We start from the raw sequence: 12,674 nt of genomic DNA on the forward strand, positions 1-12,674 counted from the left end.
CGATGCCTGCGTACGACAGGAGCTCCCGCGCGGTCGTCCCCCTGGTGGAGGAGGAACCGCCCGCTCACGCCGCACCGGGGGCACGTCGCCGCGGCGACCCGCGGTCCACGGGCCACGGCGTCCACGTCGTCGTCCCGGCCGGGATCGACGATCCCGCCCGGGTCAGCGGCGGCAACCGCTACGACAGGAAGGTCTGCGACGGCCTCCGGGACGCCGGGTGGACCGTGGCCGAGATCGCCGTCCCGGGCTCCTGGCCGCGACCCGATGCCGCATCACTGGGCGCCCTGGGGCGGGCGCTCGACGTCCTGCCGGCCGGCGCACTGGTCCTCGTCGACGGGCTGATCGCCTCCGCGGCCCGCGCCCTGCTCGTGCCGCGGTCGAACCGGCTGCGCCTCGTGGTCCTGGTGCACATGATCTTCGGCGGCGACGCCGTCGCCGCGCGCGACGAGCGGGCCGTTCTCGCCGCCGCGCGGGCCGTCGTCACCACCAGCGCCTGGACGCGTCGCCAGTTGCTCGACCGGTACTCGCTCCCACCTGCCCGCGTGCACGTCGCCCGCCCGGGCACCGAGGCGGCGCCGGCGAGCCCCCGGCCCACCGACGGCGGACGGCTGTTGTGCGTCGGGGCGCTCGCGCCGCACAAGGGCCAGGACCTGCTGCTGGAGGCGTTGGCCGGAACGGCTCGCCTGCGCTGGCGCTGCACGCTCGTCGGCCCGCTGGACCGCGATCCGCTCTTCGTCTCGTCCCTGCGGCGACGAGCCGCGTCCGCGGGGATCACCGATCGTCTGCGGCTCCCCGGTCCCCGCACCGGAGCCGCCCTGCAGCACGAGTTTCGCAGCGCGGACGTGCTCGTCGTGCCCTCGCGGACGGAGACCTACGGCATGGCGGTCACCGAGGCGCTGGCCGCCGGCCTGCCGGTGATCGCGAGCGGGGTCGGTGGACTCCCCGAGGCCCTGGGACGGACGGTGTACGGCGTGCCCGGTCTCCTGGTGCCGCCCGAGGACAGTTCCGCCCTCGCCGTGGCGCTCGCCCGCTGGCTCACCGACGCCGATCTGCGCCGGCGTCTCCGGCGGGCGGCCCTGCGCCGGCGGGAGACCCTGCCGGGCTGGCAGGCGACCGGCCTCCGCATCCGGGCCGTGCTGTCCGCCGTCCATGCTGAACTGGATCGGCCGCCTGGTCCGTGTTGACCAGTGGGGGCGGACGGAGGGCGGGGTTGAGGCGACGTGCGTGGACGGCGGCACGCCTGCTCTGTGCTGCCCTGATCCTGGTCGCCCTCGTCCGGCAGGTCGGTGCCGGCCCGTTCCTGGACGGCCTTCGCGGGCTCGGCCCGGGCACGCTGCTCGCCGCGACCGCGATCGGCGCCGTGATCACCATCTGCTCGGCGTGGCGCTGGCGGGTCGTGGCCGGGGCGCTGGGGGTGGGTCTCGCGCTGCCCGCCGCCACGGCCGCGTACTACCGCTCGCAGTTCCTCAACAGCGTGCTGCCCGGAGGCGTGGTCGGTGACGTCCAGCGGGGGGTGCAGCACGGCGTCGGCGCCGGCGACCTCGGCCGCGGCCTGCGGGCCGTCGTCTGGGAGCGTGCAGCCGGACAGGCGGTCCAGGTGGCGCTGGCCGTCGTCGTCCTCCTGGCCGTCCCCTCGCCGGTGCAGGCGGTGATCCCGCTGGTCGCTGCAGCGAGCGCCGCCGCCGTGGTCGCCGTCCTGATCGCCGGTCGCGGGGTGATGCGGCGCGCCCCCGCCGGCCCGGGGCGCGTCCTCGGCAGGACCGTCGCCGAGATCCGCCAGGCGCTGTTGCAGCCGACCACGTGGCCCGCCGTCCTGCTCACCTCGCTGCTCGTCGTCGGTGGGCTGCTGGGCATGTTCCTGATCGCCGCGCGAGCCGCCGGGGTGCACGGCCCGCCGCAGCAGTTGGTCCCGCTGGCGCTGATCGTCCTGCTGGCCGCCGCGGTTCCCCTCAACATCGGGGGATGGGGGCCGCGCGAGAGCGTCGCGGCCTGGGCCTTCGCGTCCGCGGGCTGGGGCGCCGGTCCGGGAACCGCCGTCGCCACCGCCTTCGGCGTGATGACCCTGGTGGCGACGCTCCCCGGCGCCGTCGTCCTGCTCGTCGGCTGGCCGCACCCCCGGTGGCGGAGAGCCCGGTCGGCGGAGGAGACGCCGGGCCCGGCGACCGGAGAGGTGCTCAGCGCAGCCCGGCAGGACGGTGTGACGCAGGGCTGACGGCGGACGGGCGACGTCCCGCTGAGCGGTGGAGGTGGACCGCACCGTAGTGGTTCGATGGCCGGATCAGCCGTCCTCGCCGGCCGGCTTGCGCGCGCGGCTGGGCGGACCCGCATCGGCTCGCCCGGCATCTTCGGGAAGCGAACCACCACAGCGCTGTTCAGAGGGCTGAAACCGCAGGTCGCGAATGAGCGGGGCCGGTGGGTTATCGGGCGAGTTCCGCCGTCCTCAGGAGCGACGACAGGTGGGGGAGCACCACTTCGGCAGCCGGCCACGAGCCTTGGGCTCCAGAGGCTCGCCGCACCACGCGCAGGTGGTGATCGCTCGGCGCCGGTCCGCCGCGGCCGGTACTGCGGTCACGGCCAGCGAGCCAATCAGCCCGAGGAGCTTGATCACGAGCGGGTGAGGCCAGCGGTTCCGTTTCAGTGGAAGCCAGGACTGCCCATACGGCCCGGTACCTGTCGTACCCACCAACGGTGAGCGTGCACCCACGTCCACGTCGCCATGCGCGAATCTCCACGTCACAGCCCCAGCCGTCGGCACACCATGCCGCAACGGCGAACGTCGGCACCGGCGACTTCTTCGCCGACCACGACCGTCGTCGTCCCCAGGGATCGAGCGCCTCGCGGGGAACGGGAAAGGCCTGATGCAGGATGCCGCTCGCTTCCGCTCCCACCGCGCGTCAGGGCGAGTTGCGCACGAAGGCGCGGCGCTTCGCCGAGGACGTGCTGCGCGACGTCAAGGCGAGTGCGGAACAGCTGCCCACTCCTGCTGAGCGGTTCGCTGCGACGAAGCCGGCGTACGAGCAGCTGGTCTCCGGCGGCTTCCTCCGAGCGTGCATCCGGGAGACCGCCGGCGGCGACAGCTCGTGCCTCACCGACGTCGCCCTCCTCACCGAGGAACTGTTCTGCGGCAGTCCCGGCGTTGCTCTCACGCTGGTCGGGACCGTGCTCGGCCTGCAGCCGGTGGTCGTCGGGGGAACCCGAGAGCAGCAGTCGCGCCTGCTGGCACCGTTCCTCACCGGGCACGGAGCACCGCTCGCGGGGTTCTGCTCCTCCGAGCCTGGCGGCAGCGCGAACGCCGGGTCGCCAGCTCCTGGGGAGGGTGTGCGCACCGCCGCCCGCGTCGACGGCGACGACTGGATCATCAACGGGCGCAAGAGATGGGTCTCGTCGGCCACCGGTTGGGACGGCAGCGGTGCGGATCTGTTGTGCGTCGTCGTGCGGACCGACCCTGCGGTTGCGCCAGTAGAAGGGGTGTCGGTCCTCGCCGTCGAGGGACCAGTCGACGGTCTGGTCCTCGAGGGCGTCATCGACTCACCCGGGTTCCGCGCGCACTTCCTGCCTGACTTCTCCTTCCGGGCCGTGCGGACCTCCCGCCGGAACCTGATCGGCCGGGAGGGGGCAGGCCTCCGGCTGGTGTCCGAGTCCTTCGCCGATGCGTCCGCACTCGTCGGTGTCATGGGGGTGGCCCTGATGCGGGCGGCCTTCGACCACGTCCTGCAGTTCGCGAAGTCGGAGCGGCGTGGCGGCGCGGTGCCGATCATCGACCATCAAGCGGTCGGGTACGAGCTGGTGAACGCCAAGGTGCGGATGGAGGCCTGTCGGTCCCTCACCTGGCGTGCCTGCCGGGCCATCGACGCGGGGAGCGTCGCGGCAGCCGAGCTCGCGAACTGCGCGAAGGTCTTCGGTTCCGAGACCGCCGTCAGCGTCATCACCGACCTCACACGAGTCGTCGGCGTCGAGAGCTACGACCTTTCCAACCCGCTCAACGGGTTGCTGCAGGACGCCCTCGCCCTCCCTGTCTTCGGCGGGGGAAACCTCGGCGTGCGCCGACGTGCGCTGCACGCCGTGATCCAGAGCGCGGAGTACGACCCGCTCACCTCGTCCGACGTCCCCTGAACCTCGGGCGCTCCACACGGCGGCCCGGAGGCCGGCCACACCAACTCCTCGAGATGGGAACCGCGATGACATCCACCAAGACAGCGATCGTGACGGGAGCCTCGAGCGGCCTGGGCTTCGCCGTCGCCGAGGCGTACCTGAAGCTCGGCTACAACGTTGTCGGTAACGCCCGCACCCTGGCCAGGCTGGAGGACGCCGCGGCCGCGCTCGGCAACCCCGCCAACTTCCTCCTCGTCGAAGGCGACATCAGCAGGCCGGAGACGGCCGCCACGTTGTTCGCGCGGGCTGTCGAGCAGTTCGGCAGGGTCGACATCCTGATCGCCAACGCGGGCATCTTCATGGCGAAGCCGGTCGTCGACTTCTCCGTGGACGACGTCGAGGCCATGCTCGACACCAACGTCAAGGGCTTCGTCTACCCAGCCCAGGAGGCCGCCCGCCACATGACGGCGAACGGGTCCGGCCACATCCTCGCTGTCACCGCGTGCATCGCGCTGCAGCCGAACGTGAAGCTGCCCTGCTTCATGACCGCCGTCACCAAGGGTGGGCTGGACCACGCGGTCAGGGCTCTGGCGTTGGAGCTCGCCGGGTCGGGGGTCCACGTGAACGCGGTCGCTCCGGGCGTCATCGACACCCCGCTCCTGCCGCGCGGTGAGGAGAACTGGGCGTTCTTCCGGACGCTCGCCCCGAACGGGAAGACCGGTGTGCCACAGGACGTCGTCGACGCCGTCCTGTACCTCACCGGCTCGGAGTATGTGACCGGTGCCGTGCTGACCGTCGATGGAGGCTCCACCGCCGGCGTCTGGTGACGGACTACCGCGTGCGCGGGATAGTACGTCGGCATCGAGCGCGGTTGGGGTGAGCGATGGAACTGACCTGGTCGACCGAGGGCCTGGCGCCCAAGGACCAGTTCGCCTACTGGGCTGACGTCGTCTGCGAGGCGTGTGCTCCGCTGGCGCCGGTGCGCACCCGGCAGCACCTCAGCCGGAGCCGTTGGGGTGAGGGCCTGACCGGCTGGGTCCGGGCCGAACGGCTGGCGGACTCAACCCCGACCGAGGTCGTCTCGTGCACCCAGCGGCTGACCCACGGGCCAGCCGAGGTCCGGCGCGGCCGCGACGAGCAGATCTTCGTGAACCTGCAGCTGGACGGAACGGGTCGCGGCGAGCAGGACGGACGCAGGTGCGTCGTGCCGCCGGGGTCGTTCGCGGTGTTCGACACGACGCGGCCCTACGTGCTCGAGTTCGACGAGTCGCCCGACGGCTCCCCGTGGCGGGTCCTGTCCTTCAAGATCCCCCGGGAGCAGATGCTGCCGTTCATCCCGCAGCCGGCCCTGCGGACTGCACGCACCGTCGATGCCCGATCCGGGGCCGGCGCGGTCGCCGCCGACATGATGACGAGCCTTTGGCGCTCGCGGGCGCAGCTGAGCCCCGCGTCACGTCTCGCCCTCGACCACGCCTGCACTGAGGTCATCGCCAATGCGCTCGGGGCGTTCGAGAAGGACGGTGACGACCGCAGCTCTGTCGACGACGCGTTGCGGGCGTCCATCGCCCGCTTCGTGCACGAACGGCTGCCGCACGGGCAGGTGCTCGCCGTGGAAGCGGCCCGGCACGTCGGCATCTCCGTCCGCAAGCTCCACCAGTTGTACAACGGACGCGAGACCACGTTCGGCGCCACCGTCCGCGATCTACGCCTCCAGCGGGCGGCCCGTCAGCTGGAGATGCGGGGTCCGCACGTCACCGTGACGGACGTGGCGAATCGCTGGGGCTTCTGCGATGCCTCGCACCTCAACCGGGCGTTCAGGGCCAGGTACGGGATGAGCCCGACGGCCTACCGCGAGTCTTCCAGCGCCACTGTCACCTGACCAGCAGCGCGCCGGGCGTCCGGCGGGCCACCGGAACAACATTGGGCGCCACCGGCCGGGCGCCGGCGTTGACCGGACGTCGCGAGATGCAGGCCCTGTCGACCAGCAGCGGTTACGAACCGCTCGCGGCGTCCGGGATGAGCTGAGTGCCGTCGGAAAGACGCCAGCAGGCGTCCTCGAGCCGGATCGCCGTTCGCGGAAGATGATCGGGCGAGTCAGCGCTGTGCTATCCCTCCGAGCGGCCCTGGATCACTCGTCTTCGCTGGTAGAACGCTTGGCGCGGCTGGGCTGGACGCGCATCGGCTCGCCCGGCATCTTCGGGTAGTCCGGGGGATAGGGCAGGTCGCCCAGGCCCTGGTCCGCGGCCTGCCGCTCGGCGAGCTCGAGCAGCGGCTCGATGGAGAAGGAGTGCTCGGCCAGGCCGGCGTGCTTGTCACCGACCTCGGCGAAGCGCTTGGGCATGGTGAGGACGTCGAAGTCGGTCGGGTGGACGTCGGGCAGCTCGTCCCAGTCGACCGGGGCGGACACCGGCGCGTGGGGCTTGGGCCGGATGGAGTACGCCGAGGCGATCGTGCGGTCCCGGGCCATCTGGTTGTAGTCGATGAAGATCTTCGCGCCGCGCTCCTCCTTCCACCACGACATCGTCACGCGGTCGGGCAGCCGGCGCTCCAGCTCGCGGCCGAACGCGATCACCGCGCGGCGCACCTCCGGGAAGGTCCACCGGGGCTGGATCGGCACGTAGATGTGCACGCCGCGCCCGCCGGAGGTCTTCGGCCAGCCCTGCATGCCGAACTCGCCGAGCAGTTCGCGCACGTGCGGCGCGACCCACACCGCGTCGGAGAAGTCCGTGCCGGGCTGCGGGTCGAGGTCGATGCGGATCTGGTCGGGCTGCTCGACGTCGGTCTTCGACACCGGCCACGGGTGGAAGGTCAGCGTGCCCAGGTTGGCGCACCAGGCGACCACCGCCACGGAGTCGGGCGCGACCTCGTCCGCCGTCCGCCCGCTCGGGAAGGTGATGTGCGCCGTCGGCACCCACTCGGGCGCGTTCTTGGGCACCCGCTTCTGGTAGAAGGCGTCACCGGTGTTGTCGACCCGCGTCGAGATCCGGGCGCCCTCGAACACCCCGCCGGGCCAGCGCTCCAGCGTCGTCGGGCGGTCCCGGAGCGCGAACAGGATGCCGGGCCCCACCGACACGAAGTACTCGACGACGTCGATCTTGCGGATCCCGCGCTCGGCGAAGTACGGCTTCTCCGGGTTGGAGACACGCACCTCGTGTCCGTCGATCTGCAGGACGGCGGCGTCCTTGCTCGCGGCCATGGCGCTGCTCCTCTCGCTCAGCAGCGCGGGGAAGGCGCTGGCGCCGTGCTAGGCGGCCGGGCAGGTCAGCCCGTCCTGTGGCGCGGTCAGGTCGATCAGGTACCGGTTCACCGCGTCGGTGACGCACGGGGTCTTGGGATAGCTCGTGTGCCCCTGACCCTGCCACGTCAGCAGGACGCCGGACTCGAGATCGTCCGCCATGTCCACCGCACCGGGCAACGGCGTCACCGGATCGCCGGAATTGCCGACGACGAGGATCGGCGCCGAGCCCTCCGCGTCCCGCTCGGGCAGCGGCGTGCGATCGGCGTCCCAGGCCGAGCAGGTGTACAGGCTGACCGCCGACCCCGCCCCGAACAGCGGGTACTTCTCGTTCCACTCCGCGGCCAGCCGGCGCACCTGGCTCTCCGGCACGTCCTCGTCGGTGCTGGTGTCCGCGCAGTTGATCGTGATGTTCGCGTCGAACAGGTTCGAGTAGCTGCCGTCGTCCATCCGGCCGGAGTAGCTGTCGGCCAGGGAGAACACGCCCGCCGAGTCGCCCTTCTGGGCCGCGGCCAGCGCCTGGGCCAGCTGCGGCCAGGACTCCTGGTCGTAGAGCGCGGCCTGGATCGCGGTCATGACCACGCCCGCGGTCGCCGTCCGGGTCTCGCCCTCGGCCGTGCTCGGGATCGGTGTCGCGCCGGCCTGGGTGAGCAGGTCGGAGACGGCCTTGCGCGGGTCCGGGCCGATCGGGCAGCCGGCGATCAGGCCCGTGCAGTTCTGCGCGAACGCGTCGAAGCCGGCCTCGAAGCCGGCCGCGCTGGCCTCGGCGTCCTCCACCGGGTCGGCCTCCGGGTCGACCGCCGCGTCGAGCACCAGCGCCCGCACCTTGTCGGGGAACAGCTCGGCGTAGGTGGACCCCAGCGTGGTGCCGTACGAGTAGCCGAGGTAGGTCAGCTGCTCGTCGCCCAGGGCCTCGCGGATGCGGTCCATGTCCCGCGCGGTGTCGACCGTGTTGAAGCTGCCCAGCGCGTCGCCGTACTTGTCCTCGCAGGCCGACGCCACCTCGTCGGCGAGGGCGAACGCGTCGTCGAGCTGCTTCTCGGTGACCGGCCGCGGCTCCGCGGCCACGAGCCGGTCCTTCAGCTCGGCGGGGATGCACTCCACCGGCGTGGACAGGCCCACCCCCCGCGGGTCGAAGCCGACCAGGTCGAACCGGCGCAGCACGTCCTCGGGCAGGGACAGGGCCAGCCCGATCGCGGCGTCCGCGCCCGAGCCGCCGGGCCCGCCCGGGTTGACCACCAGGGAGCCGATCCGGTCGGTCTGCCCGGCCAGCTTCACCCGCACCAGGAACAGCGGGAGCGTGGCCCCCTGCGGCTCGTCGTAGCTGATCGGCACCTCGGTGCGGCCGCACTCGAAGCCGAGGTTGCGGTCCGCGCCCGGCTGCCCGGCGATCAGCGGCACGATCTGCTCGCTGCAGTCGCTCCACTCGATCGGCGGCACCTCCGCCGCGGCCGCCGAGCCGCTCTCCTCGGCCGTCTCCGAGGCCGCCATCGTGCTGGTGAACGAGGTGCAACCGGTCAGCAGGAGCAGCAGCCCCGCGACCGCGGCGAGCAGGGGAGGACGACGACGCATGATCACGAGCGTATGGGCCTCCCGCCGCCCGTGCAGCGGGCCGCCGGCCGGGGGAGGCCGGTTCAGCCGTCCAGGACCTCGGCGAGGTCGTACTTCACCGGGATGTCGAGCTGGTCGTACGTGCAGCTCAGCGGGTCCCTGTCGGTCCGCCAGCGGAGGAACTGGCCGGTGTGACGAAGCCGACGCCCCTCGAGCTGGTCGTACTTGATCTCCACCACCAGTTCCGGGCGCAGCGGCACCCAGGAGAGGTCCTTCTTGGCGTTCCACCGGCTGATCGCCCCGGGCATGCGCCGCTCGGGACCGTCCTCCTCCCCCTCCCCGTTCGCGGCGGCTGCCGCCGCGGCCGCCTGGAACTCGGCCCAGTCCCGCCACGGGTGGTTCTCCAGCGCGTTCTCCCGGTACGGCGCCAGCTCCTCGACCAGCTCCGCCCGGCGGGCCATCGGGAACGACGCCGCGACCCCGATGTGCTGCAGGTCGCCGGCGTCGTTGTACAGCCCGAGCAGCAGCGAGCCGACGATCGGCCCGCTCTTGTGCCACCGGAACCCGGCGACCACGCAGTCGGCTGTGCGCACGTGCTTGACCTTGGTCATCAGCCGCTGATCAGGCCCGTAGGGCAGGTCGGCCGGCTTGGCGACCACGCCGTCCAGCCCGGCGCCCTCGAACTCCTGGAACCACCGCTGCGCCGTCCCGGCGTCCTGGGTGATCGAGGTGACGTGCACCGACCCGGTCGTCGTCACCACCTCGCGCAGCCGCGCCTGCCGCTCGCCGAACGGCGTCTCCAGGAAGGTCTCGTCGCCGAGGGCGAGCAGGTCGAAGGCGACGAACGTGCCGGGGGTGTTCTCGGCCAGCAGGTTGACCCGCGAGGCGGCGGGATGGATGCGCTGCAGCAGGGCCTCGAAGTCGAGCCGGTCGCCGGTCTGGATGACGATCTCGCCGTCGACCACGCAGCGCTCGGGCAGCGCGGCCTTGACCGCCTCGACCACCTCGGGGAAGTAGCGGGTGAGCGGCCGCTCGTTGCGGCTGCCGAGCTCCACCTCGTCGCCGTCGCGGAAGACGATGCAGCGGAAGCCGTCCCACTTGGGCTCGTAGTAGAGCCCGTCGCCGGTCGGCAGCTTGGTCGAGGCCTTGGCCAGCATCGGCTTCACCGGCGGGAGCAGCGGCAGGTCCATGACCTGCAGTCAAGCAGCAGGGGACGAGGTCCGGCGAGCACGGCGCGTCCCCGGCACCACGGCGGGCACCCGTTCGGCGTAGTCGCCGTAGGTCGCGCCCAGCGTGCCGCGCAGGTCGCGCTCCTCCAACCGGACCCCGACGGCGACGTAGCCGGTCGCCGCGGCGGCGAACACCAGGTGCCCGACCGTCATCCTCGGCGTCGCCCAGAACGTGATGAGCAGGCCGAGCATCAGCGGGTGGCGCACCCAGGCGTACAGCCAGCGCTCCGTGAAGCCGGGGCCGGCGTAGGGGCCGCGGCGGGCGTCCCACCAGGCCTGCCGCAGCCCGAGGAAGTCCCAGTGGTCGATCATGAACGTGGCGGCGATCGCGATCGCCCAGCCCAGGCCGTAGAGAGTCCAGACCAGGGCCGCCCCGCGGCATCGACGTGACGGTCCAGATCTCCGCCGGCAGCGGGCGCCACTGCCAGGACAGCAGTCCGAGGACGAGCCCGGCGGCCAGGACGTAGGTGCTGCGTTCCGCGGCGGCCGGCAGCAGCCGGGTGAGCCGGCGCTTGAACCACGGCCGGGCCATCACCGAGTGCTGCACCGCGAAGGCGAGCAGGAGGGCGGCGTCGACGAGCAGCGCCTGCCACCACGGCCCGCGCTGCGGACCGTCGACCGTGGTCGGTACGGCGTCGAGGTCGGCGAGGAACCCGAACGCCCATCAGGTGGCCAGGACGAAGGAGGCGTAGCTCAGCACGGCGTACGCGGGGAGCAGGGAGCGGCGCATGCACCCGAGCGTGGGCCGCCCGAGCGCTCGGGTCAGCCGTGGAAATACCTCACTCCGCGCCGCCGCCGGCCACCCAGGCGGCCAGCTGCGCCCGCGAGCGGAAGCCCAGCCGCGTCCGGATCCGCTCGACGTGCGACTCCGCCGAGCGCTCGGAGATGACCAGCCGGGCGGCGATCTCCCGGTTGGTCAGCCCCTCCGCGACCAGCGCGGCGACCTCGCGCTGGCGGGGGGTGAGGGTCGGCGTCGCGGGCCGCCGGGTCGGCGGCAGGCCGAGGAAGCCGCGGATCGTGCGGCTGAGCGCGTCGGCGTCACCGACGAAGGGGAGATGGCTGCGGCCGGGCAGGATCCGCAGCGTGGCCCCGGGGATGCCCTCGGCGAGGGCCCGGCCCTGCTCCACGGGCGCGGCGCGGTCGCGGTCACGGTGGACCACCAGCGTCCGTGCGCGGACCCGGGGGAGGACGTCGGTGAGCTCCACCTCGTAGCAGGTGGCGAGCATGTCGCGGGCCCGCGCCGCCGACGCGGCAGCTCGCTGGTAGCGGGCGAAGGCCCGGCGGGTCGGGCGATCGGCGTCCGGGGCGAAGATGTCGGTGAGGACGTCGGAGCCGAGGCCCCACTGCGCGCCCACCAGCCCCAGCACGCGTTCCCGGACGGCCGGGGGAGCGATCTGCACCTCCCGGACCCAGCCGCCGTAGAGCACCAGCCGGCGCACCCGGGTGGGGTGCTCGGCTGCCCAGCGGGCCGCCACCGCCGCGCCGAGCGAGACGCCGACCAGGTCGAGGGGGTCGGGTCCCGCCTCTGCGGCGACCGCCGAGAGGGTCTGGTCCTCCAGGTCCAGGGACGGCGGGCGATCCGTCGGGCCGGAGAGCCCGCACCCGGCCTTGTCGTAGCGGACCAGCGTCCGGCCGTGCGCCAGCGCCTGGTAGAAGGCGCGTTCCGGCGGCAGCGCCCAGCTCAGCTCGAGGTGGGTCAGCCAGCCGGACACGTGGACCAGGGCGGGGCCGGAACCCACGCGGGCGTAGGCGATCGGGCTGCCGTCCGGGAGCCGCACCCGCGCGATGCGCTGGTCCACCCCCCGGATTCTGCCTCCGCGAGGCCGGAGCGATCAGTCCCGTCGGACCCCGTACCGGGTGAAGAGCATGCCGTCCTCCTCGAGCACCTGGGTGAGGCGGAGCCGGACGACGTCGTGCAGGGGCTCGTCCCCGACCAGCCGCACCTCGCCGCCCACCAGGGCGGGGGAGATCGACAGGTCGAGCTCGTCGACCACCCCCGCGGCCAGCGCACTGCGCAGCAGCTGGGGACCGCCCTCGCAGGTGATCTCCGCGAGGCCGCGCTCGACCAGCCGGTCGACGGCCGTCGGCAGGTCGACGTCGTCCTCCCCGCAGACCAGCACCTGCATGCCGGCGGCGGCCAGCGCGGCGCGGCGGTCGGCGTCCGCGGCCTCGCAGGTGAGGACCAGGGTGGGGGAGGAGCCGCCGGCCAGCGGGCTCTGCGGGCTCAGGGACGCCCGGCGGGTGACCACCGCGATCGGCGCGGTGCCCTTCCGGCCGAGCCCGAGCCGCAGCCGCCCCACCGCGGAGTCGTCGGACATCGGGCCGTAGCCCTCGGCGATCGCGGTGCCGGCGCCGACCAGGACGACGTCGGCCAGCGCGCGCAGCATCCGGAACACCCGCAGGTCGCCCGGCGACTGCAGGCCCCGGCTGCGCCCGGAGACGGTGGTCGCGCCGTCGAGCGAGGCGATGAAGTTGACCCGCAGGAACCGCCCCGCCGGGGCCTGGTAGGCCGCCGCCAGGCTCGCGTCGTCGTCGAGGTCCCGGACGTCGGGGAACAGGGCCCGCAT

11 protein-coding genes are annotated in these 12,674 nt (G+C 73.1%); 5 read left to right on the top strand and 6 right to left on the bottom strand.

Annotated features, from left to right (window positions below; genetic code table 11):
* Positions 1-2: 2 nt before the first annotated feature.
* The 5 genes from ACWIYF_RS09915 (at position 3) to ACWIYF_RS09935 (ending at position 5,971) form a co-directional block, all read left to right on the top strand.
* A complete protein-coding gene (locus ACWIYF_RS09915) occupies positions 3-1,184 on the top strand; it encodes a glycosyltransferase family 4 protein (RefSeq protein ID WP_448627955.1) in 1,182 nt (393 codons plus the stop codon).
* 26 nt (positions 1,185-1,210) lie between these two features.
* Positions 1,211-2,212 carry a lysylphosphatidylglycerol synthase transmembrane domain-containing protein gene (locus tag ACWIYF_RS09920; protein WP_448627956.1) on the top strand — a complete coding sequence of 334 codons (1,002 nt, stop codon included), beginning with the start codon at positions 1,211-1,213 and terminating at the stop codon, positions 2,210-2,212.
* A 653-nt stretch (positions 2,213-2,865) separates the two neighbouring features.
* The gene (locus ACWIYF_RS09925; protein WP_448627957.1) at positions 2,866-4,113 is read left to right on the top strand and encodes an acyl-CoA dehydrogenase family protein; all 1,248 of its coding nucleotides are present in this window, start codon (positions 2,866-2,868) and stop codon (positions 4,111-4,113) included.
* A gap of 89 nt (positions 4,114-4,202) precedes the next feature.
* Positions 4,203-4,919 (top strand): SDR family NAD(P)-dependent oxidoreductase, encoded by a 717-nt coding sequence (locus ACWIYF_RS09930; RefSeq protein WP_448627958.1) that lies wholly within the window; start codon positions 4,203-4,205, stop codon positions 4,917-4,919.
* 56 nt (positions 4,920-4,975) lie between these two features.
* Positions 4,976-5,971 (top strand): AraC-like ligand-binding domain-containing protein, encoded by a 996-nt coding sequence (locus tag ACWIYF_RS09935; RefSeq protein WP_448627959.1) that lies wholly within the window; start codon positions 4,976-4,978, stop codon positions 5,969-5,971.
* Between the two features lie 249 nt (positions 5,972-6,220).
* Here ACWIYF_RS09935 and ACWIYF_RS09940 read toward each other — a convergent pair whose 3' ends face one another.
* The 6 genes from ACWIYF_RS09940 to ACWIYF_RS09965 all read right to left on the bottom strand — a co-directional run bounded on the left by ACWIYF_RS09940 (position 6,221) and on the right by ACWIYF_RS09965 (position 12,674).
* On the bottom strand, positions 6,221-7,288 hold the full coding sequence (locus tag ACWIYF_RS09940) for a DNA polymerase domain-containing protein (RefSeq protein WP_448627960.1): 1,068 nt from the start codon (positions 7,286-7,288) through the stop codon (positions 6,221-6,223).
* A 48-nt stretch (positions 7,289-7,336) separates the two neighbouring features.
* Positions 7,337-8,899, bottom strand: a complete 1,563-nt coding sequence (locus tag ACWIYF_RS09945; protein ID WP_448627961.1) for an alpha/beta hydrolase — start codon at positions 8,897-8,899, stop codon at positions 7,337-7,339.
* Between the two features lie 62 nt (positions 8,900-8,961).
* A complete protein-coding gene (locus tag ACWIYF_RS09950; RefSeq protein ID WP_448627962.1) occupies positions 8,962-10,068 on the bottom strand; it encodes an ATP-dependent DNA ligase in 1,107 nt (368 codons plus the stop codon).
* Positions 10,069-10,077: 9 nt separating this feature from the next.
* Complete coding sequence (locus ACWIYF_RS09955; RefSeq protein WP_448627963.1) at positions 10,078-10,419, bottom strand: methyltransferase family protein; 342 nt, start codon at positions 10,417-10,419, stop codon at positions 10,078-10,080.
* Between the two features lie 467 nt (positions 10,420-10,886).
* Positions 10,887-11,906, bottom strand: coding sequence for an alpha/beta fold hydrolase (locus ACWIYF_RS09960; protein WP_448627964.1), 1,020 nt, complete (start codon positions 11,904-11,906; stop codon positions 10,887-10,889).
* Positions 11,907-11,939: 33 nt separating this feature from the next.
* A complete protein-coding gene (locus ACWIYF_RS09965; protein WP_448627965.1) occupies positions 11,940-12,674 on the bottom strand; it encodes a dihydrofolate reductase family protein in 735 nt (244 codons plus the stop codon).

The organism is Geodermatophilus sp. URMC 64 (assembly GCF_053502555.1).